The organism is Treponema sp. R8-4-B8 (genome assembly GCF_054786175.1).
The window spans coordinates 40,529-66,499 of record NZ_BDHE01000006.1 but is presented as its reverse complement, the minus strand read 5'-3'; the positions used below and the strand labels follow the sequence as shown (position 1 = coordinate 66,499).

Below are 25,971 nucleotides of genomic sequence, written 5' to 3'. Positions count from 1 at the left end.
TTGGTATAATTGAAAAAGATTCGCCAGGATGGCTCAGATGGCAGAGCGGCGCACTCGTAATGCGCAGGTCCCGGGTTCGATTCCCGGTTCTGGCTGGAAAATTTTTCACGTTCAAGAATTTATGCAGAGATGATTTTGGATATTTATAATGAGATTATGGACTATACAAGCTCAGGAAGCTTATAAACAGTTAAGAAAGAACGGCGTTTTACACGCAAGTGAAGAACACGTATGGTGTGAAGACAGCTTAAGGCATGCGTATGACTGGATGGCGGCGGAATTAGCTAAAAAAGACGTTATGCCCGAAGGAATACGTTATCCAATATGGGCATGGTATCAATGGCAAGGCAAAAGAAAAAAGAGAGACTTGCGCGAGCGCGGCTTTATGAAAAGAGGGAATCCTGCAGTACAGTTGGAAATTGAAATACCAGATAATAAGGTCTTGCTGTCGGACTTTGATGTTTTTCACTGTGTTTTAAATAATCTGTATGTATGCTCATCAGAAGAAGATCACGAGCGTTTTGAGAAATGGTATGAATCCATGGGAATCGGATATGGCGACTGGAAAAATGACGCATCGCAAGATGAAAAATTGCAAATAGTACAAAGAGCTATCGTAGAAAGTTGGGCAGGAGTATTTGATTTAACAAAAGAGGACGACAATTACCTATACGGAAAAAATGAAGAAAAATCCATACAAGCCGTATTTTGGGAACTTAGAGAAGACCAGGTTATCTGGGCGCGTGAATTTATTGCAAAGTGATAACGTAAATTACAACTAATCCCCGATTAACGTGAAAAATCATTAATTCTTAGGAGACGATATTTCCCATCACTCCACTTTGAACAGCGAAACTTCCTTTAACAAGGCGGCAATGGCTTCGCGATTCTTGACGCTTATCTCGTTGACATGAGTTACCGCAATGTTCACTTGTTCCGCGCCGGTAGACATTTTGTTCATGCCGCCGGTTATTTCCTGCGTTACCTTTTCAAGGTTTTGGCTTTCATTTACAACTTCCTTGCTGTCCTCAAGCATTTCCTCGGAACCAGACCTTACCTGTTTGGTAATTTCATTCAAATTGCCGGTTCCATGGAGGAGCTGATTGCTTCCATCTTTTTGATCCTCCATCGCATGGCGGATTATCTCCTCTTGCTCCGATACGGTCTTTATGCCTGAATCTATCGCCTCAAATTTGGTTAGCACGTTTTCGGTGGATTTGGTTATCTTGTCCATCGAGCTTTTTATTTTTTTCAAAACATTGCCGATGGTCTTGGATTGCTCGCTGGAATTATCCGCAAGTTTGCGGATTTCTTCGGCGACTACGGCGAAACCTTTGCCGGCTTCTCCCGCGTGAGCGGCTTCAATCGCCGCGTTCATCGATAGCAAATTGGTCTGGCTGGCGATGTTTTCCATGACCGCGTTAATCTCCAGTAAACCTTCGGACTCGCGGGCTATCTCTTGAATGTCCGCGGAAACTTCCTGCAAGCTGCCACGTCCTATTCCCGAGGCCTCTTTCAGATTCTTCACATTTTCCAGATTTATATGCAAAGTCTGATTTACTGAATTGATGTTGTTTACCATCGCCTGAATAAAGGCGGATCGTTTTGATATTGTTTCAGCTTGATTTTCTACATGACCGTTAAGCTTGTTGATGTTGCTGATAACTTGTTCCATTGTAGCGTTGGTTTCCGTTACGCTGGCGCTCTGATTAATGACGCGCCCTTTGATGTTTTGGATGTTGGCGGTAATTTCGTTCACCGCCGTGGCTGTCTCCGTCATGTGGCTGGACAGATCGTTGCTTATTTCGGATAACCTTGCCGCTTCTTTCTTGATGATTATGATCAGGTTTTTTATTTTCCCCAGCGTAATGTTGAAGAAACGCGCGAGTTCGCCGATCTCGTCATTGCTTTTAACTTCCAACGATTTAGTCAGGTTTAAGCTTTGGGAAGCGCCGGTTTCGACAATATCATTAAGGTAAACGACTACCTTTTCTATCGGTTTCATCGCATAGATGATTATAACAAAAACAATTACAGCGGCAATAAGCACCATAACTAACGCGAAGATGATTGTAAATATCCGCATATTGTATACTTCCGCTAACACGTTTTTTTCGGCTACCTCTACGACAAGCGACCAATATGTTTTGATGGTTCCCGCATGAATAGGATAAGTTACGACTATATTCCCATTATATAAAACCTGATGGTAGTTTCCGGTGCTTAATGAATCCTCTAAATCCTTTATGCCTTCCGGTCCTATAAGGTCCGATGAAACATCATGGAAGTCCTTGCCTATTTTACTCATATCTTTATCGGCGGCAATAGTGCCGTTGGTGCTGATAAGCCGTACTTTACCGGTGCCATAGGGCGACAGGTTTTGAATGTAATCCTGTATGGGTTTAAGGTCAACGCCCACCCCCACAAAACCGTAAAGCTCCCCGGTATCGTTATCAATAATCGGGGCGGTCATAAAGACAACCCATGTGTCATTTCCGCGATTAACAAACGGTATAGGGAAAGGCAGCATCCACTGCCATGCCTCGTTGTTCTTTATTGACTCCTGGCAACGGCCGTATTCCGGCTCGTTCCACACGGAAAAATCGTAACGGGTGATTATATCCTTCTCCTTTGTGCCATGTTCACGGGTGTACAGGGTACTGTAAACAGGAGGGCCGTTGTCAATAGCCCCCAGTTTCCAAACCGAGTATATTCCGATAAAGTTTGGATTCGATTTTACGGCGCTCAAAAGCATATTGTCGAAATAATCGCGTCTTAAGTTCATATCTGTCTGCTTAAAAGAACTGTATAGTTTTGAAATCGTATCGACAACATCCATAAAAACTTCAAATTCTATCTGCGTACGCAGGGATTCGGCGTAGCAGATGTTTTTGGCGTTTTCAAAGGCGGCATTCGTTTGTAAAATCTGCGCCCGCCTGAGCAGTATAACGGACACCATAACGATAATTCCTACAGTCAACAAACTAAATATTAACGTTAGTCGAAAACGTAATTTCATTTTTTTTACTCCTATATAACCTATGTAAATAATGACTTAAGTTTGGAAAACGCCCAAACTCCAATGTGTAACGGCAACGCCGTTTCACAACTCCGCACCGCGGAATCAGCCTCTCCTTTACAGCTTCAATGTGACTTTTTGTTTGAAAAAAACTAAATGAAAAAGAAAATATCAGATTCTGAGTTTAAGAAGAATAAGATTTTTTATTATTTGAACTTTGTTATTTTTTATTATTTTTATATTCGCTCCAGCCAGAATTATTGCCATAGCGACCGCTATGACATGTATGCACACGTTTAACAACATGTTTTGCAACGGAGAATTTGAATGACTTTCGGTTCTTTTTCTTATAAGTACATTTCCGGCCAACCAATCAATAGCATGATATCTTGAGAAAGAATATCCGCTTAAACTCATCCTGCCGTTATTTGAACATTTAAAGAATAAGGATTTACCCGCTGAAATTATTGATGCGCCTGTTAAGACAAATATCAAACACGTCAGAAAAATAAGCTTTGGAAATTTTTTCCATATATTACGAACCATAAAATAATCATCTCACAGAATAAGTATTTGTCAAGTAAATTATCGTACAAAAAGATCAAAAACGGAAAAAAAACGGAAATAATATTTTTTGCGGATTTTTGTTGTATATTTAATTTACAATTGCGGACGTACTTGTTTATTAATGACAAAAACAACTATGAAACTTGGAGAAAAAGTAAAAATGTCAGGCATTGTTTTCACCTAATATACTTCTTTAATATTTTCCGCGTTTTGCCATATCAATTTTTATATTACTGGCGGTGACCAAAAAGAAAATTTCTATCACAAACCACTACAAACCACTACAATATCTTGTTGTTGTTCATGTAGTTCGCGGCTACCTATTCACTTTTAATGCGCAGATCCCGGCTTCGATTCCCAATTCTGGCTTGTTTACCTGTCTCTAACAAAAACATGGTTCCTAAAGGGTATTAAGATTTTTTTGATGATAATAAAGACAAAACAAGGCATTAGCGGATGAGTATCGGGACTTAAACTGTTTTAAAAATAAAAGAAGCGATTGTATGGGTGTCGTTTTATAAGCCGTTCAGGTTTTATTTCGCCGTGTTTTATTAAAAAACTGGATATATGGTCAAAAAATTCCCAAAAAGGGCAAAAAGTCTGTAGCCCATTGTAAGAACCCCGATAACCGGCCAAGCGTACTATACCTTCAATCTTCCTCAACATTACTATATAATACCCATAATATCATAACATTCGCTTTTTCAAACGGAGACACCTAGCCTATGGCTGTAAAAAAAAGTGAGCTATACTCAAGCCTTTGGGCAAGTTGCGACAGCTTACGCGGCGGCATGGACAGTTCGCAATACAAAGATTATATATTAACCCTGCTGTTTGTGAAGTATGTCTCTGATAAGTTCAAGGGAGTCGCCTACGGCGATATTGATGTTCCCAAAGGCGGCAGTTTTGATGATATGCTTGCCTTTATCGGTAAAAAAGATATCGGTGAAAAAATGGACAAAATTATCGCCAGACTTGCTGATGCGAATCATCTTCGCGGTATCATTGATAATGCCCACGGTTTGCCTGCAAACCTGTTTTACGGTACGGGTATCCCCGCATGTATTATCGTAATCGACAAGGAAAACTCAAAAGAGCGTGAAGGTATCTTTATGATTGACGCAAGCCGGGAATTTATTAAAGACGGAAATAAAAATAAAGACGGCACAAAAAAAACAAAAAAGACCGTTATAGGATGGGATGGCAAACTTGTACCCAAAAATCTTGTTATAGAAATGTTTTTTGCCGACGATAAAAAAGCGATTGATGATTTTGAAGTAGTTATTTCGGCGGCACAGATAGAACTGGACGAGCTTATTGAAAATACCACAGAAGATGACGATGAAGATGAAAAAGACATAAAAGAACGTAAAAAGAATATTGCGGAAAAAATTAATCTGCTTAAAGGTTTGAAAATCGCCATTGACACAAAAGCACGGACGCAATACGCCAAGCTGACCGATGAGCAATGTCTAGAATTGTTGTTGGAGCGTAAGTGGTACGCCGCTATTATCAGAAGCATTTATACGTTATACGAATCGGTAAACCACCATATCACCGACTATGTGGCTGAACTTACCGAACGCTACGAGCTAACATTGCCGGAACTGGAATCTAAAACCGCGGAACTGGAAAGCAAGGTGAAATCTCATCTTAAAACGATGGGGTTTGTATGGTGAACGGGTGGGAAGAAGTAGAATTGCTATCTCTTTCTGATGGCGGTATGCAAAATGGAGTTTTCTACGAAGTTTCCAGAAAAGGGAAAGGAATACCTTTGATAAATGTTGGAGATTTATATGGCATCGCCCCAATAAACGGTAAAAACTTAGAACTTTTTGACGCAACTGACGAAGAAATAAACAGATTTTCAATCAATGATGGTGACTTGTTTTTTACACATTCATCTGTCATACCAAGCGGAATAGCGCAGTGTAATTGGTATCAAAAAATACAGGATAAAAAATCCGTTGTATTCGATAGTCACGTTATTCGTTTTAAAACAGATACAACCAAAGTTATTCCAATGTATTTATATTTGCAATGTATATCTGCTAAAGCACGCAATTTCTTTGTTGCTAACGCAAAAACTGCAACAATGACGACTATTGACCAAGATATATTAGGAAAATATCCTATTCCTCTCCCTCCTCTCTCCGAACAACGCCGAATAGCCGCCGTTTTGTCCGATACCGATGCACTAATCGGCGCAATGGAAAAACTAATCGCCAAGAAACACGCTATCAAGCAAGGCATGATGAGTGAATTGCTTACTGGTAGAATCCAGATTACGGAGGGGATAAAATGAAAAAAACCATGGAAAACAACATAATCATTTTTAAGACAGACGACGAAAAAATATCCGTTGACGTGCGGTTTGGCGAGGAAACGGTTTGGCTGACCCTTGACCAAATGGCGGCTCTCTTTGAAAGAGACAAATCTACCGTTTCTCGGCATATTAAAAACGTCTTTGACGATGGCGAATTGACTGAGTCCGCAACTGTTGCAAATTTTGCAACAGTTCAAAAGGAAGGAGAACGGCAAATAGAACGTCAAATTGACTACTATAACCTTGACGTTATCATCTCAGTCGGTTATCGGGTAAAATCCCAACGAGGCACGCAATTCCGCCAATGGGCCACAAAGCAGAAGGGGGATATCGAAAATGGCGAAAATTAACGAGCCGGCTATAGTTCACCTGTCTCTAACAAAAACATGGTTCCTATGCCATTCTAAAAAGCGCGTCATAATTGGCAGATAACAAGAAACCGTTATAGACATTCAGTCTGTCGTTATCGCAATCCGCCCACGGCTTGATATGACTTGCCCTTAACATCTCCGGTATATCAAGACTCGTTATAGCGCAACAGTTTTTCCAATATTTTAAAAACGCGTCTCTAAATACATCCTGCCCAATTCGCTGTTTTACCAATTGTTCCCGTTCCGTACCTTGAAACATCAACTTTGCAGTCGGTAATATCTACATTTACCGAATGAAGCGATGAACACAAACTGACAACGGAAGAATCGCTTTTTGGGATTATCTCAAAGCCATTGTCGTAACCGGCTTTTTCTATTAGGGATCGATCGAGGGAGTTCATTCTTATTTGTATATCCTATAAGAAATTATATCATTATTCAGGAAAAATAGTAGGATATTTGATAGAATCGTATAGATAGTTTACAATGATCAAATTGTAGGAGATTATCGTAAAATTTTGCTTATAGCTTATTATAGTTAAGCTATTTTAATAAATTGAAAAATTGTTATTGATGCAAGCTTATTTATTTTTTTGAGAGGAAGAAGAGTAAGGATAGTTGGGGCGGGAGTTGGACTGAACAGAAGCTTGACGCTTTCGCAAAATATGTAGACGCATACCTAACAATAATGAATAAATAGGTGTCAGTAGTATCTTATTCCTTAATTAATCTACTCAAAAAATGACACCTAAATCATTATTCTTCGGTCATTTTTGTTAAGCCACCTTAATTCACTATAATTAATAAATCTCTTGTAATTCTTTATACTGTATAGATATAATATGTTTAGGAATATTAAATGTTACTTGTTATCTCCGGCATACCAGTAGACATATCTAAAAAAGACATAAAAAATATGCACCTCTACGTTAAGCCGCCAAATGGGGAAGTAACGGTCTCCGCTCCGCTCTCCATGACTAATGAAGAGATTGAACTTTTTGTGCATACAAAAGTCAGTTGGATAAAAAAACAAGTTAGAAAGTTTAATACGCAACTTCGCCAATCCAAGCGTGAGTATGTCTCAGGTGAAACGCTGTATGTATGGGGGAAGCAGTATTATTTACAAATTGAAGGCGGCGGCAGAAATTCGCTTGAGTTATCCTGTGACACGGCAATCTTCACTGTCCGAAAAAACAGCGATACAGCGCAACGCGAGAAATTTATTCGGGAGTGGTATCGCAAGCAGTTGAAAGTTGAAATAGAGAAGCTTCTTCCTAAGTGGGAAAAAATAACAGGGTTAAAATGCAATAGTTGGCAAATAAAATATATGACTAGCCGTTGGGGGTCTTGTAAACCTAAAGCAAGAAAAATATGTCTGAATCTGCAACTTGCAAAAAAAACGCCTGAGTGTCTTGAATACATTATACTGCATGAACTTGTTCACATTTTAGAAAAACACCACAACGAGCGATTCTATTCGTTAATTAAAAAATATATGCCAACGTGGAAAGAGATTAAGTCTTCATTAAATAGGCAACCGCTTGACTATTTGGAATAAAATAAAAACCGCGTAAAAAATTCCCCTACCTCAATACCCTAACCTTCACATCCTTAATCATAGATTTTTCCGCAGTTATGTCTCCCGTGTACTCGACATCAACCTTCGGCGTCATAGCCCCTTTTCCAAGAGCGATAGGCGCGCGGTAGTAAACCTGATTTTCCCAGCGCAATGTCCCTTCAAGAACCAGCACATAATTGCCGTTGGGAAGAGCCGCGCCCTTACTGTCGGTGCCGTCCCATGTGCAAGTCAGCGCCCCTGTCTGCGGCGTCGCGCCGCTTACCGCGTCAATTTGGGCTTTTGTCATTTTAGAAGGATCCGATTTTTTTACCCACATTGGAATTGTAGCGGGTCTTTTGCTATAGCCGCCATTAGCCGTCCATTTTGTAACATAAAGCGTCTTTATATACTTGCCCTCAGTATCTTCTATCCACGCCGCAAACTGATTGCTAGCGGCCCCACTCTGGCGCGTAAAAGTAAAAGTCAACTCAACTGCCGCCGCAGGTGCCGCCTGCTGCGCCGCCGCACATGCTAAAACTAAAGTTGTCAATACAACAACAAATAATAACCTTTTCATAGTACCCCCTGTTAATTAATTGTAACATAAAAAATAAAAACTTGCCATAAATATTATTCGGAGGATTTCACACAAAGAACACGAAGGAGGAGAAGATCACGAAGAAGAATCAGGGTTTATGTCCGTTATCTTATCGTGAAGCTCACGCATAGCCTTCGGACAAAAACCCCTTTCCCCCCTTTGTGATCTTTGTACCTTTGTGTTCTTTGTGTGAGCTCTTTTCCTTATCCATTAAAAAAAAGAAGCCCGACCAATCTAACCACATTTAAGTGGTCAGATGGTCAGGCGCCTTTCCGAGAGACGCCGTCCAACCGCTAAAATTGCTTTTAGCGGCTGGAGGTTATGCTTATTGCAGAAGAGAAAGAACCGATTGACCTCTTTGATTTGCTTGCGCCAGCATGGCGGTGCCTGACTGTGTAAGAATCATGTTCTTGGTATAAGTTACCGTCTCATTCGCCATGTTTGTGTCACGTATACGAGACTCGGAAGCTTGCATATTTTCAGCTCCAATGTCTAAGCCGCGTACTGCGTGCTCAAGGCGGTTCTGATAGGCGCCAAGATCAGCCCTTTGTTTGCTGATGATCTGTAACGCACGATCGAGAGTTCCAATGGCACGATTGGCACTGTCCGGGCTGGACAGTGAAATAAAAGTATCGTCACCAACGTTGCGGATACCAAGACCCTTCGTTGTCATTGTGCCGATAAACACCTGTTCGCGCTGATCCATGTTAGCTCCGATATGAAGCCACATAGACGCTGTAACCACATTTTCGCCGATTGGCCTGCCGAAACGTCCCGTTAATACGTTCATCCCGTTGAACTGCGCGTGTGATGCGATTCTGTCAACTTCGTCAACAAGGGCTGAAACTTCAACCTGGATGTACATTCTGTCTTCGTCGGTATAAATACCGTTTGCAGCCTGTACTGCCAGCTCACGCAGACGTTGTAGAATGTCCTGGGATTCTTGCAGATAACCTTCCGTAGTTTGAATGAACGATATGCCGTTCTGGGCGTTAGTTGACGCCTGATTCAAACCGCGGATTTGTGACCTCATTTTTTCCGAAACTGCAAGTCCGGATGCGTCATCACCGGCGCGATTGATGCGAAGTCCGCTCGACAATTTTTCCATATTCTTATCCAGGAACACCTGGGTAACTTTGAGGGACCTGTCGGCTAACATTGCACTTAAGTTGTGATTGATTATCATATACTCACTCCTTTGGCTTTTCCGGCGCCCCGTCATCGACGGTTATGCGCCGCGGCTTCCATGCCGTACAATAAACCGCTTTGCGGTTTTTGTTCGAGTTTCACCAACGGAAAAACTCATTTCAAGTTTGCGAATATTCGCCAAATACGAATATTCATGTGCCATTTGCGTTTTCCTAAGGAATTACTTCCCGAAAAACTAGAACCCTCGACCCACCGTTCCCGGAAGGGTGAGGTTACCCTGATAAATAAAGGAGGTCCAACGGACACATTATTCAGCAAGGAAAGGAATGTCTTAAAGACCTTAAACTAAAATCTTTAGAGACTTTTCCCACTTCATTCTTAATATCGGAATCCAAAAAAATAGCTTTAGTGTTAAAAATCAAAATAAAACTATAGAACAATATTTTAATTCATACTAAAATAACCTCATGGATGATATTTGCGGATCCCAGGTAGATTTGATACGCGAAGTTTTTCACTATCAAAACAGGTTCGAAGGCTCTACCATGGTTTTTAAAATTGATTACCCCGTAACGGAAGACCCCTGTTTTCCCGGTCTTGTGAAAGACCTTGCCCTGCTGGCAAAAACAGGCTTCAAGGTAATCATCGTTCCCGGTGTCAGGGAAAACATCGACGCGGTTTTCAAACAGCATGACATCAATTCATCCTACGCTTCGACTCAGGACAGTCCCGTCCGAGTTACAACATCTGAAGGAATTTCCTATGTTGAGATGGCTGCGTTTCACATAGCAAGCCGATTCATGACATCCCTCTCCGGCAGCAGGGTAGACGCTGTAATCGGCAACTTTGTGAGGGCGAGGGGACTGGGCGTAATTAACGGCATAGACGCCGAGTACACCGGCACTGTCGATAAAATCTACACGGACTCGCTTAAAAGGGTATTGGAACTGGGTATGGTTCCAATCCTCCCCTGTGTTGGCTGGAGTCCTTCGGGCAAGCCCTACAACGTGCCAAGCGATGAAATCGCCCTTGCTGTTTCAAAAGCGTTGGGGGCAATTAAATTGTTCATTATTACAGCCGCCGATGGGTTGAAAATTACAAGGCTTACTCCAAAAGAAACAGAAGATTTAATAAACACAGGCTCAACCTTCATGCGGGAGCTAAAATTGGCTCTAAAAGCCAGTCAAGAAGGCGTTCACAGGGTGCATATTATCGACGGAAGGGAAGAAGGAGCCGTTTTAAAGGAAATTTACTCAAACCTCGGCGTAGGAACGATGATTTATACCGACGAATACGACTCTATCCGCCCATTACACTCCAAGGATTTACCGGATATTTTACGTTTAATGGAACCTTTAATGCAAAAAGGCATCCTTATCAGGCGGAATCCCGAGCAGATACAGGAAAAAAAGGCCGATTATTCCGTTTTAGAGATTGACGGCTCGATCCGCGCCTGCGGTGCGCTTCACGAGTGGGGCGAAAAGCAGGGAGAGATTGCCGCCGTAGCGACAGACCCAAATTACACCGATCTCGGTCTTGGCAGAAAAATCGTCGGCTTCCTAATAGAAAAAGCCAAAAAAACCGGCCTACGGCGCGTTTTTGTGCTAACAACTCAGTCCCAAGACTGGTTTGAATCGCTAGGCTTTAAAGAGTCGCCCGTAGACAACCTGCCTGAGAAAAAGCGCGAAATTTACGACAAGAGCCGCAGGAGCAAAGTCTTCGTACTGGATCTGTAAAAACATGAAAATTGCAATAATAACTGATATTCACGGCTCTACTAATTGGCGCGTAGTCATGAAAATGGTTGATAAATTCGACAAGATTATTTTTCTTGGGGATTATTTTGACACATGGACCAATAAATGGCCCGAACAAATGAATAACGCATGCAATATAATTACATTCAAAAAATGCTTCCCGAAAAAAATTGATTTGTGTTGGGCTAATCATGATACAAGTTATTATCTTAATGAACAATGCTCAGGCTACCAGTTTGAACATGCGGCAGACATAGAAGAATTTTTTAATAAGCATAAAGATCATCTTGAAGTAGTTTATATCTATGACAAATGGATTTTTTCCCATGCCGGAGTATCCGCAAAATGGATGTCTTGCGCGGGAATAAAAACTGTAGAAGAAATAAATACGCTCTTTAAAGAAAGTCCAAATTATTTCAGATGGGTTGGGCCGGACGGCTTTGGAAATAATCCAAATGAAGGCCCTCTGTGGATTAGGCCGGAATCATTAATAACTAACGCCGTTAAAAATTATAATCAAGCAGTTGGACATACGGAATTGCCAGATGGGCCAAAAGTAATCTGCAAATACAAATTAAAATTTGTATTCACCGACACAAGAAAGCATAACCATTTAACTATTCTCGATACTAAAACTAATGAAGTAAAATTTGAAAGCCTTGCTATGCTTTAAAGCCCACGCATAACCTTAGAACAAAAACCTCTCTTCCCTCTTCTTCGTGTTCTTCTATTCCTTTGTGTTCTTCGTGTGAAATTCTTCGCATCTTACCCCTTGATCTTTTTTCAATTTCATGCTATTTCAAAATAATAAATAAATTTAATTTATAAGGAGCCCATCATGGCACAACATCAATTTCAGACCGAAGTAAGCCGGTTGCTGCACCTTATCATCCACTCTCTTTATTCCAACCGGGAAATTTTTCTACGGGAGCTTGTCTCCAACGCATCCGACGCTTTGGACAAGCTTAAATACCTGACTGTCGCGGATGAAAAGTACAAATCAATCAATTTTGATCCGCGCATCGATATTTCCTTCAATAAAGAAGCGAAAACATTGACCGTATCCGACAATGGAATCGGCATGAATGAAGCCGATTTAATCGACTCACTTGGAACCATCGCGCGTTCAGGGACAAGAGTGTTCCTTGAAAAACTTGCCGAAGACGCAAAAAAAGATTCAAATCTTATCGGCCAATTTGGTGTCGGTTTTTATTCTGCCTTCATGGTCGCGGAAAAAATCGAAGTTTTAAGCCGGAAAGCCGCCGAAGACGCAGCGTGGAAATGGACAAGCGACGGCAAAGAAGGTTTTGAAATCGAGAGCGCGTCTCGGGACAATCAGGGGACGACTGTGACTCTCTATCTCACGGAGGAGGGAACGGAGTACGCTAACCGTTGGTCAATTGAAGACATCATTAAGCGTTACTCCAACCATGTCGCATTCCCGATTTACCTGACCTATGATGAAAAAGAGTATGACGATAAAGGCAACGAAAAAGGCAACAAAACCAAAACCGACAGAATAAATTCCGGGACAGCGCTTTGGCGGAGAGCGAAATCAGAGTTGAAAGAAGAGGACTACAACGAATTTTACAAACAGCTTGGCCACGACACTGACGCTCCCCTTCATTACATTCACACAAAAGCAGAGGGAACTTTGGAATACTCCACATTGTTTTACATTCCCAAAAAAGCGCCGTTTGATTTGTACAATGTCGATTACAAGCCGGGCGTTAAACTCTATGTAAAGCGTGTTTTTATCACAGACGACGACAAGGAATTGATGCCGACATACTTGCGCTTTGTACGCGGCGTAATTGATTCTGAAGATTTGCCTCTTAACGTAAGCCGTGAAATTTTACAGCAGAATAAAATCTTGCTCAATATAAAAAACGCGTCCGTAAAAAAACTGCTTTCCGAATTTAAACAAATGGCAGATAACGCCGCGTCAGGCTCTGACGAAGCGAAAGAAAAATGGGAAACTTTTATAGAACAATTTAACCGTCCTCTTAAAGAGGGGCTTTATCAAGACTTTGCCAACCGCGACGCGCTCCAAGAGATTGTGCGCTTTAAAAGCACCGCCGTTGAAGGATGGACAAGTTTCGCCGAATATGTCTCCCGCATGAAAAGTGATCAAAAGCATATCTACTATATAACCGGCGGCGATGAAAAAACCCTGCGCTCCTCTCCCCTGCTGGAAGCCTATCGCGCCAAAGAAATTGAAGTCCTAATCATGTCCGATGAAATTGACGACATTGTAATTCCAACCTTGCACAGTTACCGAAAAGAAACAGCCGGCACTGACGGCAAGAGCGAAAGCCAAAGTTGGGAACTCAAAGCCGTAAACCGCGCAGGCGCCGACGAAGAGTTAGGTGAAAAGAAAGACAAAGACGCGGAGAAAGAGGCAAAGCCCGTCATCGAAAAAATTAAAAAGGCTCTTGGAGACCGCGTAAAAGACGTAAAACTTTCCCGCCGCCTTCACGATTCGCCCTCCTGCATTGTCGCCGATGAAAACGATCCTTCCATGCAAATGGCGCAAATGCTCAAGGCAATGGGCCAGACTTCGATGCCAGACATTAAACCAATTTTGGAAGTGAACGGCGATCATCCAATTGTCGCCAGTTTGAAAAACATTGACGATGAAGACCGCATCGCCGACACGGCGGTAGTGTTACTTGATCAGGCGCTTTTAGTGGAAGGCGTAAAACTCAACGACCCTGCGGATTTTGTAAAGCGGCTTAACCGCCTGTTGGCAAGGCAGTAATTAATGACGACGCTTTCTTCTTTCAACGTCCGCACAAGCGGCAAGACCGACTGGATCAACATTACAGGCGAAGTGCAGAAAATTGTCGCCGCTTCTGGCGTGCGCGAAGGGATTTGCGTCGTCTTTGTGCCGCACACCACCGCGGCGGTAACGATTAATGAAAACGCCGACCCCGACGTACCCCATGACGTGAATTTAGCGTTAAACATAATTTCCCCCGACCGCCGCGAATTTCAACACAGCGAAGGCAATTCCGCAGCGCACGCCAAAACAAGCCTAGTGGGGCCTTCAATTACGCTGATTGTCACGGAAGGCAGGCTGCTTCTTGGCACATGGCAGGGAATATGGTTTAATGAGTACGACGGGCCGCGCACAAGAAAAGTTCATGTGCGTGTGATGGGAGAATAAAACGGCAAAAATAAAAAGGAGATTTAGTTATGATAAAAATGAATAAAACTTGTTTGTTTTTGATTTTCACTTTTGTTATTAGCTGGTCAATAGCGGCGATTTTTTGGATCATTCGCGGGAATTTTAATTTTAACCTTGGATTCACGATAATGGGAACAATTTATATGTTTATTCCCTTTATATCCGCGATTATTGTAAAAGCAATCTACAAAGAACCGATATTTTCAGATTTCTTAATTTCATTTAAAATTAACAGATGGTTTTTTATAGCATGGTTAATTATTCCGTTAATTGTGTTTTGCTCCCTTGGCATCAGTATTTTGTTCCCAAATGTAACTTATAACCCTGAGTTAACGGGAATGTTTGACAGAATGAAAGAAACTCTTACGCCCGAACAGATTGAAGAATTTAAAACCAAAATGAATTCGCTTCCGATTAATTTTATTTGGCTGTCGCTGATACAGGGACTAATCGCAGGAGCCACTGTAAACGCATTGGCTGCATTCGGTGAAGAAACGGGCTGGAGAGGATTTTTATTAAAGAATTTAAGAGACATGCGCTTTTTTAAAGCGGCGGTAATTATCGGCCTTATTTGGGGAATATGGCACGCGCCTTTAATATTAATGGGGCATAATTACCCTCAACATCCGCAAATAGGCGTTCTTATGATGATAGCTTTTTGCATTTTACTGGCTCCCATATTGCAATATCTGACAATTAAATCAAAATCTGTTATTGCCTCCGCGATAGCGCATGGCACTTTAAACGCGGTTGCCGGAATTTCAATAATGGCCGTAAGCGGGGGAAATGATTTGACAACGGGAATAACTGGAATCGCCGGATTTATTACGCTATTTATTTTTGTTTTAGCGATATTTATTTACGATTATTTTATCAGTAAGGAAAAAATAATGTTAAATAAAATAAGCAGTTATATATAATAAGTTTGTAGAATAGGAGTCTAATATGAATTATAGCGAATTAATAGTCTTTATCATTTATCTAGTGTGTATGTTAGGTGTTGGCGTTTATTTCTTCATCACTGCAAAGGGCAAGGAAGGGGAGAAAGGATACTTCCTTGGAAACCGTCAAATGGGACCCTGGGTAAGCGCACTTTCGGCGGGAGCGTCGGACATGAGCGCGTGGGTGCTAATGGGGTTGCCCGCGTCAATTTATGCGGCAGGCATGGGGCAGACATGGATCGCCATCGGCCTTGCAATAGGTTACATACTTAGCTGGTTGTTTTTTGCGCCGCGTCTTCGTAAATTTTCCATTGCGGCAAATGATTCAATAACCATACCGCAGTACCTTACTAACAGATTTCTATCTAAAAGCAAAACACTGCAGATCGTATGCGCTATTATCTTTCTTTTTGCTTATACTATTTACTCAGCTTCCAGTATTAAGGCTTGCGGCATATTATTCAACACCGTTCTTGGCATTGATGCCAATTTAGCCATGTATATAGCCGGATTTGTTATCATCGGTTATACATTGATGGGCGGTTTTAAAGCCGTATGTTGGACGGACTTTTTTCAGGGACTTCTCATGCTGGGAGCGCTTCTTATCGCGCCTATTTTCGCGCTGACGCTGGTCGAATCCGGTCATGCCATATCAGCTAACGCTTTTTTCCCTGAAAATTACTGGAACTTCCTTAGCAGCGGAAAATTGAATTGGGCAAGTTGGGCGGACATCCTTACAGGTTTTGGGTGGGGGCTTGGCTATTTTGGAATGCCGCATATTATTATCAGGTTTATGGCTATACGCTCCCAAAAAGACGTAAGTAAAAGCGCAAAAATTGGCATAACGTGGAATATTTTAATACTGCTCTTCTCCGTTGCCGCCGGCTGTATTGGGCGCATGTTCCTTGGCAGTAATATAGAAGGATCGACGGTTTTTATACAAATGGTACGGATGATTTTCCCGGGAGTTATTTCAGGAATTTTGTTATCTGCAATTCTGGCGGCGGCTATGAGCACTGCCGACTCTCAACTTCTAGCTTCAGCTTCCGCGTTTGCTGCGGATGTTTACAAACCCGTACTGCGTAAAGGACAGGCGGGCGATGAAGAAATGTTCTGGGCGGGCAGGGTTGTTGTCGCGATTATAGCTTTAATAGCCGTTATAATCGCGTCGAATCCCGCAAGCGGCACGATTATGAGTCTTGTTGGAAACGCGTGGGGCGTATTCGGCGCCGCTTTTGGACCGACTATCCTGTTGTCGCTTTTCTGGAAACGTTTTACATTCATCGGCGCGGTTACGGGCATAGTTACAGGCGCTGCGGTGGATGTGCTTTGGCTCGTACTCTTTTCCGGAACAGGCCTCTACGAAATTATCCCCGGCTTTATAGCCGGTTTAATCGCGGCTATAATTGTTACTCTTTGCGGTAAGAAGCCCGGCGCAGAAGTTGAAGCGTTATACGACAAATCTATAGCGATAGAGGACTAATAAATTATTTTTTAGCGGTTTTAACTTTTCATATTTAAGTTTGACCAATCCAGCTTGCGGGTGAGGAACATAACCACGCCTGTTATTACAAAAGCCGCTATTGAACCGATTAGCAAAGCCCAGTCCTCGGCATTGAGCGTTAGGTACATGATGAGGTACAAAAGCGCCATGACAAGCCCCATGTACGCGCTGCGGGTCCAAGTTTCGAGTAACGAGCGGGCGTATAACGTCATCATGCATGTAAGCGCGGCGGCGGCAATTAGATAGGCGACTGAAAAGGAAAGATGTTCCGATATTGATAACAGTAAAAGGTAAAAAATAACATTTGCGAATCCCGAAAGCAAGTACTGCGCGGGGTGGATTGATTTTTGAGAAAACACTTCCAGAAAAAACAGCGTTAAAAACGGAATTATCAAAAACAGAATCGCGTATTTTACGGCGCGGGTATTAAGCGCGTAATGGTCAAGCGGTTTGAAAAAATCCACGCCAAAAAATTCGTTACTCCAATTCAATTTACTTTCACGCTCATCACGCTCATTAGTCAGCCAATAAAGCGGGATTGACCTGCTTAAATAGCTTATTTCCCATTCAGCGTCAAAACCGTTTTCAGAGAGGGTATAGTTTGCCGGTAAAAATCCGCCTTGAAATGACGGCGATGGCCAATTAGTCTGTATACGCACCTGTGTTGTTTCACCGATTGGAATAACTCGAATTGCTTTTCCGCCCTGCACTGCGAATTGAATATCGAAAGTGTTCATGCCGTTAGCGTTAAATGGACTTGACGCGTTGACGCCGTTTCCGTCGTCGGGCGGTATACGGCCAATACTTTTCCAGTCGTATGAATAATCTATAGAAAGATTTCTGTTACCCGGTTTAAAGAAGAGTTCGCCGCCGTTCCAGTCCGCTTTGATTATTCTGCGTATTCCCTTTTGGCTTGCCAGTCCAAGGACAATCTCCGCCTGTTCGGGATACATTGTCTGGTTTTGCTTGAGTCCGTCTTTCGCCCTTTCAAAACTGAAGTTTCCTGAAAGAGAAACGTTACCTGAAAACAACGCAACCGAGAAAATGCCCCTGCGTTTTTTCTGAGCGGAAAAATCGGCGCTAATATTTACATCTTTCGGCGTAATCCAAAGCGCGTAATCGCGCGTAACAATCTCAATTTTTTCCCCATCCTTCTCTGTTTTTGTCTTGATCTCTTCACGTTCTACAACCGGAATACGGATAACCGGACCGTACAGCATAAATTGGCTTCCCCACGCCTCCATGATAGATTCTTCCACTTCATCTGCGCGATGGCTTCGCTCGCCAATTAGTGAACGAATCATAGCAACGGGTATTAATAAAAGCAAAATAATTATAACAAGCATGGCGATTTTAAATCCGCCGCTTGAAGTAATATTGTGAAATTTTTTCTGTTTGGGTAATTCCAAATTGGCAGGCGATTGATCTGACATATTAAACTCCTGAATAATTATATATTAATTATTGTAAAAAAATCAATTAATTTTTTTCGTTATTTATTATTAAACTAATTGCAAAAATAATTGAACTCTGTATAAGCTCAATAATCCTGTATTTTTATTACTAACTATGATATAATAAAATATTACATTGTAGAACATAAACGCAAAGGAGGCAATTTTTGGGATATGACGACGCGCTGAATCTTGCCGCGCAAAAACTCGCTCAGATACCGCCGCAGATTGTCTGCCAAAACTGCGGCGCGCACTACGAAGACGGAGAGTTTTTTGTCCCCTGGTTCAACGCCGAAAAACCGCTTTCCGCAGCTTCAGTTTCGCATAAAATAATTTGGTTGCATTATCTGACAGCCGGCGGCATACAAAAACAATCCGGTCGTTTAATCGCCTACAGGGAAGCCGCACCCGCGCTTTTTTATGAGGCTAATTTTATCAAACGCGCCGTAAAACCTCTTGTAAATCATTTTGGCAAAAACCCGCAAAACCTAATTAGCGTTGGTACCGCCCTCGGCGGACAGACGGCTAAAATGGGCGATGCCGCCGTTACGATAAATGTTCTTCCGTATGTGCCAATGACATTTATCATCTGGGAAGAGAGCGAAGAATTTCCCCCCGACGGAAACATACTTTTTGATCAAACTGCAAAAACATGGTTAGTCGCGGAAGACCTCGCGGTATTGGCGGGGCTTGCTGTTTGTGAGTTGATTGAGGCGGGAAAATAATACTGAAAGAAAGGAATAACAGTATGTTAAACAAACAGGAAGCGTTACGTGAAATTAGAGAAAATATTCTCCCGTTCTGGCAAGGTATGGCAGATAACGAAAACGGCGGTTTTTACGGCGAGGCGGATTTTTACGGTAAGATAGACAAAACCGCCGCCAAAGGCTGTATTTTAAATTCGCGGATACTGTGGACATTTTCCGCCGCATACCGTATGTTCGGCGACCTTGCCTACAAGGCCTACGCCCAACGAGCGAGGGATTTTTTATCAAAAGCTTTTCTGGATACGACACACGGCGGATTGTACTGGCTGGCAGACCATACCGGTAAAGCGTTGGATACAAGAAAGCAATTTTACAACATCGCCTTTGGCATTTATGCGCTAAGCGAGCATTACCTCGCCACAGGCGATCAATCTTCACTGGAATTGGCGATGGCTCTTTTTAATGTGACTGAACAATACGGTCTTGATACCTCTGAGGGCGGTTATATTGAAGCATGCAACAGAGAATGGCGAAGTATTGACGATTTCCGGCTTAGCGGAAAAGACCTCAACTGCCCAAAGTCAATGAATACTAATCTGCATATTTTGGAGGCTTACACAAATTTAGTCCGCGCCAATGGGAATGAGCGAGTACGCAAGGCGCTTAATTCATTGTTGCACATAACGCTTGATAAAATTGTCAACAGCGATTGGCATTTTAAGCTGTTCTTTGACATGAATTGGAATTCTCTCACAAAAGATATTTCTTACGGCCATGATATTGAAGGAAGTTGGCTGTTGTACGAAGCGGCGCTTGCCGTAGGTGATGAAAGCCTTATCTCAAGAGTGAAACAAGCGGCATTGGCGATCGCAGAAGTTATTTATAAAACTGCCATTGATCATAAAAACGGCGGATTGCTCAGCGGCTGTGACGAGGCGGGGCATATTCACAACAAAAAGGAATGGTGGCCGCAAGCGGAGGCGGTTGTGGGGTTTTACAATGCGTATGAGTTATCGGGGGAGCGGAAATACTTTGATGCGGCTGAGAGCATTTGGAGTTATATTCAGAATTATTTTGTGGATAGTACGCATGGCGAATGGTTCAATGAATTGAGTATTGAGAATACGCCGGATATTAATTTGCCAAAAGCCGGGTTTTGGAAGTGCCCTTATCACAACGCGCGGGCTTGTTTGGAGGTGGTGAGGAGGATGGAGTGAAGAATGGAAGTCAATAACGGCTTATATTACTTGTTTGCTTTTTCAATAAGTGAATCTATATCTTCCGCAATAGCAAGACCGCCCATTGTGTGTAAAGCTCCGTAGCACGTAACAATATAATCAATAATATTGTATTTTTTGAAAAGCGTAATTACTTCTTTTCCGGTTATGCCCTTTGCGGCCTTGTATTCTTCCACACAATAGGTAATAAATTCGGCATTGCCGCTCATGCTATGCTTCCTCCGGAAAGATAATAGTTCCTGTCTCAATTTCCTCGTTTAATAAATTCGCCAAAGTCAACTGGCTTAAATGCCATAACTTGGTGGACTCTGTTTCCAGTTTACTGTACAGAAACGAAGAATACAACAATTCAAAAGCTTCCTTCTCACTTATATTGCGGCTCTTAATTATTTCCCTAATAACAAGAGGTATTAGCATTTCCAGTGTCGCCTTGAATTGTGTGTCAATCATTTGGAACCTCGATAAAATCTGAATATTTCAGAAAAGAAAAAGATTGTTCTGACACAAAAGTCATTTGATCAAATAACTGCCGAACTTTTAATCTGGCGATAGTCTCTTCCGCTGACAATACCCCGTCTTCAAAAGCTATTAATGTTCTATATATGGTATCATTTGCCACAGGTCCGTATATTATATCATATTTTTTTCCGTTATAGGTATTACGCCTGTTAGCCATAACAAAATCAAGCCACGCTTCATCCGCTGATTTAAAATGCAATATATTAAGTTCCTTTTCCATTTTTTCATAGTCCGCTTCATAAACACTGATAAATTTTCCTCTTGGGGTACTGCCTTCTCTAATTGAGCGAGTATAAACCTTAACAGCGAAATTAACAGCCTGTTCCTTGTTGGTTGTTGTGTAGAAGCCCGCTCCAAAGTCGAGAGTTCTGGTTGAAGAGCGAAGTTCGGGAGTTTTAATAATTTGGTCGCTGCCGTGGTATAGGATCATGGTTATAGTCTTCTAAATTATACAACTTATACACCGCCTGAATCAATCGTTACAGGATGCAATAAATGTCCATGTTGGATACAGGATAATTATTTATTATCCTGCGGATTTTTTCAGTTTTTGGCAAAAAATGGAAGAACTTCAATTAAATTTTTCTGTAAATAAACTTATTCTCGGAGATAATCTAGAAATATTAAAAACGTTTCCCGATGAATATGTGGATTTAATATACCTTGACCCGCCGTTTTTTAGCAACCGCAATTATGAAGTTATTTGGGGCGATGAAGGGGAAATTCGCAGTTTTCAGGACAGATGGTCTGGTGGCATAAGCCATTACATTGATTGGCTCAAAGAAAGAGTAATTGAAATGCACCGCATTTTAAAGCCGACGGGAAGCATTTTTTTACATTGCGACTGGCATGCAAACGCTTATATCCGTGTGCATATTCTGGACAGAGTTTTTGGGGAAAGTAATTTTATCAATGAATTTGTTTGGAAAAGAAGTTATACACGTTCAAATATTTCAAAGGCGGCAAGAAAAAATTATGATTCAATATTCTTTTATTCAAAAACTGAAAATTATATTTTTAATCAAATATTTATGGAATTATCGCAAGCGTCAAAAAAACTTTATAAAAATCAAGACGAAAACGGATTTTATAGGCTTGTTCCATTGTTAGTCAGCGGAAAAAGAAATGGTGAAACGGGTAAATCCTGGAAAAATGTTGATCCAAATAAACAAGGCAAAGAAGGTATGCATTGGGTTACAACACACGATAAACTAAACGAATATGATAAGCAGGGGTTAGTCTATTATCCCCCAAAAGGTGTGACCCCTCAGTTAAAATATTATTTAGAACAAAGTCCGGGCGTTCCATTAAATGAAGTTTGGGACGATATTTTAAATGTTAAAGCAAAAGAATCTATAGGCTACCCAACACAAAAACCGGAAGATTTATTGGAACGTATTATAAACATGGCAAGCAACGAAGGAGATATTGTACTTGACCCTTTTGTAGGCGGCGGCACGACAATCGCAGTTGCGGACAGGCTGAACCGTCAATGGATAGGAATTGACCAATCGCCGATGGCGGTAAAAGTAACGGAATTCCGTTTGCAAAAACAAACAGATTTATTTACCGCTCCTTATACAGTCCAACTCTATAAATATGATTACGACACTCTCCGTTACAAAGATGCATTTGAATTTGAAAGCTGGATAATTCAGCAATTCGGCGGTGTTCCACAAAACAGAAAAGGGGGTGACAAGGGTGTTGACGGGAAAATGGGAGACGGTACTCCCATACAAGTAAAACGTTCCGATAACATACCTCGTGATGTTATAGATAAATTCCCAACCGCGATTCAACGCTATGACAAAAGCCTGTTTACTAAAAATCAAAAAGCAAAAAAACCAGTAGGGTATATAATCGCTTTTAGTTTCGGTAGAGGTGCTATTGAAGAAGTGGCACGGTTAAAAACTGAAGAAAACATAATTGTAAAATTGGTAAAAGTAGATGAAATAATCCCGATAGCCGTTAAACCTGTAATTGGCGTTCATATTAACGAACTTGAAGTGGACAAATCGGATGGAATGTCCGCAGGAAACCGTAAAATTGAATTTATCGCAGTTGGGCAAAGCCCCGTCGGCATTGAATTTTACAGTTGGGATTTTGAATATAATGTGGAAAAGAAAAAGTTTAAACCTTCCATAATAATGGATAAGGAAGGCAAACAAATTATTGTATTAAAATCAGGAACGCATAATATAGCCGTAAAAGTAGTAGACAATGACGGATTGGAAAATATAGAAGTAATAAAGTTGAAAATAAATGGAGAAATAGATAGATTATGAACCACTTAGATCAGGAATCTATTAAAAGTTTTTATGAAAATGTCACCGAAGTATGGCCTAAAGATAATGCTTGGTATTCTTATCTAAAATCTGGAATTTATACATATATTAAGAAAAGATGCAATTCATTGAATAATTCCTATATTCTCAATGCAGGGTCAGGAGGAAATAATTATGGCATTGTATCTAATAACATGTACCATGTAGATATTGTGGAAAACAAAATTGCCAACTTGAGAAATGCTGTTGTTGCAAATATAGAAAAACTACCCTTCCCTGATACAATGTTTGATTATGTCATCTGTGTTGGAAGTGTAATAAATTATTGCGATGCAGCAGCATCAATAGCCGAGATATCAAGGGTTATAAAAAAACATGGAATGCTAATACTGGAATTTGAAAACAGTTTAAGTTTTGAATATTTTGGCAGAAAGGAATACGGAAAATCAGCAGAAATTATTAAAACAAAATATATGGATCGGTCTGAATATCTATGGGTATATTCATTTGATTATATCAAAAATATATTAATAGAATTTTCATTTATTATCCGTAATTTTTCATCATTCCATATTTTAAGTAGCTTACATTTAAAGAAACATAAGGATGAAAATGCTGCTGCTAAATTGGCAAGATTTGACTGTCTTCTTCGGTATATAACTTACTTTAAAAAACACGCAAGTAATATAATCATGTTTTGTGAGAAGTTATGATTTATTTTTAGTGATAAGGTATGTAGATAAGGCGGTTATTACTGCCGCAAAATATCCCCCGATAATTGTAGAAACAGAATCAAACTGAATAGCCAGTACTGTTAAAATAAAATTATATACCCAAATGATACCGACTGGGGCAGCAAGCAATAAAGGAATAAGAAACAACAACATTCTTTTTGATTTATCTTTTTTTGATACAGGTAAATGTCCATATGTTTTTTCATCAATATTAGGACCGTTAATAAAAGGACATTCTCCATATATTATCTCGCATGATGAGTTATCAACAATATTTTTTTTAACAAAATCAAAACAATTATCTATTTTTTGTTTATACTTATCTAAATTTTGGGGGTTAGATGACAAGAGATCTTTATACCATTCATAATAATAGTCATAATATATTGCCTGGATTATATCCAAATATGTATCTCTGTTGATTCGTTTTATACTATCACTTGTTTTTATATATAAAAATGATTCAAATTCACTTTCATAATTTGTAAGTCCAAGTGGAGGTGTATGATAAATTGAATTAATCCTGCCAAATCCTTCCAGACATATCAGTTTTTTAAATATCTTACTTTCTTTGTCAATATTTTTCCCCTCTCCCTTATTACTTATTTCAGTGATATAATATGAAACTTCAATATCAGATTCCCGAAGATAATCCTGTAGCAAACCAATATAAGAAAAAAAAGCCGAATTTATTCGATATTGCGGTTTTAGAGCTAAATAATCAATAATTACTATTTTTTTTCCCACAACATAACCTATCATGGAAAATCCAATCACTTCTTCATCAAGATAAAGAACAAATACCATAATTTTGAAATGTCCCTCTTTATTGAGCCAGTGAACAATTTCATTAGTATTGGTCTTTATTTCAACAGGTGTAGTTTCATTATAAATACGAATAGCTTGATGATATCCACTATCCGTTTCTTTGAAGACTCTTTTGATTTCAAATTTATGTCCAAATTTATCTTTCATAAAAGATATTACCTTTTCCATAACTGATAATAAATAATTATCCTGCGTTTACATTCTCATCATACCCCCATTCCTTCAAAAAGTCAACAAAAATCTCAAATACTGATAGCAATTTTATTCCGAGGATGTTTTGCAGTTAGAATTTGACGCTGTTTTTCCATAGCAACCTGCGTGTAAATTTGCGTTGTCAATATGGAACTATGACCCAACATACGTTGTATATAGCGAATATCTACATCCTCTTCAAGCAGTAGCGTAGCAAAGGAATGCCTGAACATATGCGGTGTTATGTTTTGCTCAATATTGATCTTGACGCAAAGCCGTTTTATCAAAAAACGGACAGACTGCTCGGAAATGCGGAAGGATAACCGGTTAATAAAAAAATGACCTGTCTCGCGTATACGCACGGCATTTTCTTCGGCATAGTGCCGCAGAATCGAAAGAACTTCTGGATTTCCGATCTGTAACACACGTTCCTTCGCTCCTTTTCCCATAATAAGAATTTTTCCGTTATCCAGATCAATGTATTCCGCGCTAATAGAACACAATTCCGATACCCGTAGTCCTGTTGCAAATAACAACTCAAGCATTGCGGTATTTCGCAACGCCGTACTTATCGCATAAGCGGTTTGCGCCTGTTTTAACTCCTGATAAGCGGCACGTAAAATATTTTCTATTATCGTTAAAGGAATTGTTCTTGGCAACATTCGTGGAATCTGAAATTTTGTTTTAATCTTCTTCATGGGATTTTCAGAAATAGTTTCTTCAAATTCAAGATAATTAAAAAAGGCGCGGATGCTTGCGATTTTACGCCTGACTGTCCGTGGCGAATAGACCTTGTGTAGATGTGTGATATATGCGGAAATTTCAGCCTTTACGGGAATATTTTCAGACACAGTGTGCCGCCTTAATTGCTCAAGGTCAATCGTATATGCTTTAATTGACTTTGCGTTCAATTTCTTTTGATACTCGCAGTATGCCAAATAATCGGTAATTGTATTTTTTAACGTGGTCATTTCTTGCCCCCTAACGATAATTTATTATGGAGTTATTCAAACTCTCCTTGACAAAGAGTAATC

General features: G+C 40.6%; 27 protein-coding genes and 1 tRNA gene. 16 read left to right on the top strand and 12 right to left on the bottom strand.

All coding sequences use genetic code 11. The features are described 5' to 3' along the window. Positions 1 to 22: 22 nt before the first annotated feature. Positions 23 to 95, top strand: a tRNA-Thr gene (locus ACYVRA_RS02100). 53 nt (positions 96 to 148) lie between these two features. Further along, entirely contained in the window at positions 149 to 763 is a 615-nt protein-coding gene (locus ACYVRA_RS02095) for a DUF3841 domain-containing protein (RefSeq protein ID WP_461251094.1), read from the top strand. Between the two features lie 69 nt (positions 764 to 832). On the opposite strand, the gene ACYVRA_RS02090 is transcribed toward ACYVRA_RS02095, so the two are convergent. After that, the gene (locus tag ACYVRA_RS02090; RefSeq protein WP_461251093.1) at positions 833 to 3,019 is read right to left on the bottom strand and encodes a methyl-accepting chemotaxis protein; all 2,187 of its coding nucleotides are present in this window, start codon (positions 3,017 to 3,019) and stop codon (positions 833 to 835) included. Between the two features lie 1,292 nt (positions 3,020 to 4,311). Here ACYVRA_RS02090 and ACYVRA_RS02085 point away from each other — a divergent pair. The 3 genes from ACYVRA_RS02085 to ACYVRA_RS02075 are packed head-to-tail and all read left to right on the top strand — an operon-like array spanning position 4,312 to position 6,262. Continuing rightward, positions 4,312 to 5,265 (top strand): N-6 DNA methylase, encoded by a 954-nt coding sequence (locus ACYVRA_RS02085; RefSeq protein ID WP_461251092.1) that lies wholly within the window; start codon positions 4,312 to 4,314, stop codon positions 5,263 to 5,265. After that, a complete protein-coding gene (locus ACYVRA_RS02080) occupies positions 5,259 to 5,891 on the top strand; it encodes a restriction endonuclease subunit S (RefSeq protein ID WP_461251091.1) in 633 nt (210 codons plus the stop codon). The genes ACYVRA_RS02085 and ACYVRA_RS02080 overlap by 7 nt, the downstream gene beginning before the upstream one ends. Then, entirely contained in the window at positions 5,888 to 6,262 is a 375-nt protein-coding gene (locus ACYVRA_RS02075; protein ID WP_461251090.1) for a virulence RhuM family protein, read from the top strand. Before ACYVRA_RS02080 ends, ACYVRA_RS02075 begins: the two co-directional genes overlap by 4 nt. Before the next feature lie 43 nt (positions 6,263 to 6,305). Here the strand turns inward: ACYVRA_RS02075 and ACYVRA_RS02070 are convergent, their stop codons facing one another. Both ACYVRA_RS02070 and ACYVRA_RS02065 read right to left on the bottom strand, forming a co-directional pair. Then, the gene (locus ACYVRA_RS02070) at positions 6,306 to 6,515 is read right to left on the bottom strand and encodes an HNH endonuclease (protein ID WP_461251089.1); all 210 of its coding nucleotides are present in this window, start codon (positions 6,513 to 6,515) and stop codon (positions 6,306 to 6,308) included. Continuing rightward, positions 6,481 to 6,684: a hypothetical protein gene (locus tag ACYVRA_RS02065; RefSeq protein WP_461251088.1), complete on the bottom strand. Its 204-nt coding sequence runs from the start codon at positions 6,682 to 6,684 to the stop codon at positions 6,481 to 6,483. The genes ACYVRA_RS02070 and ACYVRA_RS02065 overlap by 35 nt, the downstream gene beginning before the upstream one ends. Before the next feature lie 458 nt (positions 6,685 to 7,142). Here ACYVRA_RS02065 and ACYVRA_RS02060 point away from each other — a divergent pair, with 458 nt between their 5' ends. Further along, a complete protein-coding gene (locus ACYVRA_RS02060; protein WP_461251087.1) occupies positions 7,143 to 7,841 on the top strand; it encodes a M48 family metallopeptidase in 699 nt (232 codons plus the stop codon). 25 nt (positions 7,842 to 7,866) lie between these two features. On the opposite strand, the gene ACYVRA_RS02055 is transcribed toward ACYVRA_RS02060, so the two are convergent. The 3 genes from ACYVRA_RS02055 to ACYVRA_RS02045 form a co-directional block, all read right to left on the bottom strand. Further along, positions 7,867 to 8,418, bottom strand: a complete 552-nt coding sequence (locus ACYVRA_RS02055; RefSeq protein ID WP_461251086.1) for a DUF2271 domain-containing protein — start codon at positions 8,416 to 8,418, stop codon at positions 7,867 to 7,869. Positions 8,419 to 8,764: 346 nt separating this feature from the next. After that, positions 8,765 to 9,625, bottom strand: coding sequence for a flagellin N-terminal helical domain-containing protein (locus tag ACYVRA_RS02050; RefSeq protein WP_461251085.1), 861 nt, complete (start codon positions 9,623 to 9,625; stop codon positions 8,765 to 8,767). Positions 9,626 to 9,667: 42 nt separating this feature from the next. Then, positions 9,668 to 9,790, bottom strand: a complete 123-nt coding sequence (locus tag ACYVRA_RS02045) for a hypothetical protein (RefSeq protein ID WP_461251084.1) — start codon at positions 9,788 to 9,790, stop codon at positions 9,668 to 9,670. A gap of 265 nt (positions 9,791 to 10,055) precedes the next feature. On the opposite strand from ACYVRA_RS02045, the gene argA reads away from it, so the two are divergent. From argA to ACYVRA_RS02015, 6 genes are all read left to right on the top strand, one after another. Continuing rightward, positions 10,056 to 11,324, top strand: coding sequence for an amino-acid N-acetyltransferase (gene argA / locus ACYVRA_RS02040; RefSeq protein WP_461251083.1), 1,269 nt, complete (start codon positions 10,056 to 10,058; stop codon positions 11,322 to 11,324). Between the two features lie 4 nt (positions 11,325 to 11,328). Continuing rightward, positions 11,329 to 12,018: a metallophosphoesterase gene (locus ACYVRA_RS02035; RefSeq protein WP_461251082.1), complete on the top strand. Its 690-nt coding sequence runs from the start codon at positions 11,329 to 11,331 to the stop codon at positions 12,016 to 12,018. A 165-nt stretch (positions 12,019 to 12,183) separates the two neighbouring features. Next, entirely contained in the window at positions 12,184 to 14,106 is a 1,923-nt protein-coding gene (htpG, locus tag ACYVRA_RS02030) for a molecular chaperone HtpG (RefSeq protein WP_461251081.1), read from the top strand. A 3-nt stretch (positions 14,107 to 14,109) separates the two neighbouring features. Then, complete coding sequence (locus ACYVRA_RS02025) at positions 14,110 to 14,514, top strand: secondary thiamine-phosphate synthase enzyme YjbQ (RefSeq protein ID WP_461251080.1); 405 nt, start codon at positions 14,110 to 14,112, stop codon at positions 14,512 to 14,514. 29 nt (positions 14,515 to 14,543) lie between these two features. Next, positions 14,544 to 15,455 (top strand): CPBP family intramembrane glutamic endopeptidase, encoded by a 912-nt coding sequence (locus tag ACYVRA_RS02020; protein ID WP_461251079.1) that lies wholly within the window; start codon positions 14,544 to 14,546, stop codon positions 15,453 to 15,455. Positions 15,456 to 15,480: 25 nt separating this feature from the next. Further along, positions 15,481 to 16,959, top strand: coding sequence for a sodium/proline symporter (locus ACYVRA_RS02015; protein WP_461251078.1), 1,479 nt, complete (start codon positions 15,481 to 15,483; stop codon positions 16,957 to 16,959). Between the two features lie 20 nt (positions 16,960 to 16,979). Here the strand turns inward: ACYVRA_RS02015 and creD are convergent, their stop codons facing one another. Then, a complete protein-coding gene (creD, locus tag ACYVRA_RS02010; protein WP_461251077.1) occupies positions 16,980 to 18,413 on the bottom strand; it encodes a cell envelope integrity protein CreD in 1,434 nt (477 codons plus the stop codon). 188 nt (positions 18,414 to 18,601) lie between these two features. On the opposite strand from creD, the gene ACYVRA_RS02005 reads away from it, so the two are divergent. Together ACYVRA_RS02005 and ACYVRA_RS02000 are read left to right on the top strand one after the other, a co-directional pair. Beyond that, a complete protein-coding gene (locus tag ACYVRA_RS02005) occupies positions 18,602 to 19,159 on the top strand; it encodes a DUF3786 domain-containing protein (RefSeq protein WP_461251076.1) in 558 nt (185 codons plus the stop codon). A gap of 23 nt (positions 19,160 to 19,182) precedes the next feature. Continuing rightward, positions 19,183 to 20,358 carry an AGE family epimerase/isomerase gene (locus tag ACYVRA_RS02000; RefSeq protein WP_461251075.1) on the top strand — a complete coding sequence of 392 codons (1,176 nt, stop codon included), beginning with the start codon at positions 19,183 to 19,185 and terminating at the stop codon, positions 20,356 to 20,358. Between the two features lie 26 nt (positions 20,359 to 20,384). On the opposite strand, the gene ACYVRA_RS01995 is transcribed toward ACYVRA_RS02000, so the two are convergent. From ACYVRA_RS01995 to ACYVRA_RS01985, 3 genes are read right to left on the bottom strand one after another with little or no spacing between them, the layout of a single operon-like run. Then, positions 20,385 to 20,588, bottom strand: a complete 204-nt coding sequence (locus ACYVRA_RS01995; protein ID WP_461251074.1) for a DUF3791 domain-containing protein — start codon at positions 20,586 to 20,588, stop codon at positions 20,385 to 20,387. Between the two features lies 1 nt (position 20,589). Beyond that, on the bottom strand, positions 20,590 to 20,829 hold the full coding sequence (locus ACYVRA_RS01990; protein ID WP_461251073.1) for a hypothetical protein: 240 nt from the start codon (positions 20,827 to 20,829) through the stop codon (positions 20,590 to 20,592). Further along, positions 20,822 to 21,328, bottom strand: a complete 507-nt coding sequence (locus tag ACYVRA_RS01985) for a DUF3990 domain-containing protein (RefSeq protein ID WP_461251072.1) — start codon at positions 21,326 to 21,328, stop codon at positions 20,822 to 20,824. The genes ACYVRA_RS01990 and ACYVRA_RS01985 overlap by 8 nt, the downstream gene beginning before the upstream one ends. Positions 21,329 to 21,458: 130 nt before the next feature. Between ACYVRA_RS01985 and ACYVRA_RS01980 the strand changes: the two genes are divergently transcribed. Together ACYVRA_RS01980 and ACYVRA_RS01975 are read left to right on the top strand one after the other, a co-directional pair. After that, on the top strand, positions 21,459 to 23,183 hold the full coding sequence (locus ACYVRA_RS01980) for a DNA methyltransferase (RefSeq protein WP_461251071.1): 1,725 nt from the start codon (positions 21,459 to 21,461) through the stop codon (positions 23,181 to 23,183). Beyond that, positions 23,180 to 23,896: a methyltransferase domain-containing protein gene (locus ACYVRA_RS01975; RefSeq protein WP_461251070.1), complete on the top strand. Its 717-nt coding sequence runs from the start codon at positions 23,180 to 23,182 to the stop codon at positions 23,894 to 23,896. The genes ACYVRA_RS01980 and ACYVRA_RS01975 overlap by 4 nt, the downstream gene beginning before the upstream one ends. Here the strand turns inward: ACYVRA_RS01975 and ACYVRA_RS01970 are convergent. Both ACYVRA_RS01970 and ACYVRA_RS01965 read right to left on the bottom strand, forming a co-directional pair. Beyond that, entirely contained in the window at positions 23,891 to 24,892 is a 1,002-nt protein-coding gene (locus ACYVRA_RS01970; RefSeq protein ID WP_461251069.1) for a hypothetical protein, read from the bottom strand. The genes ACYVRA_RS01975 and ACYVRA_RS01970 overlap by 6 nt on opposite strands. Before the next feature lie 95 nt (positions 24,893 to 24,987). Further along, a complete protein-coding gene (locus ACYVRA_RS01965; protein WP_461251068.1) occupies positions 24,988 to 25,908 on the bottom strand; it encodes a tyrosine-type recombinase/integrase in 921 nt (306 codons plus the stop codon). Positions 25,909 to 25,971 lie beyond the last annotated feature (63 nt).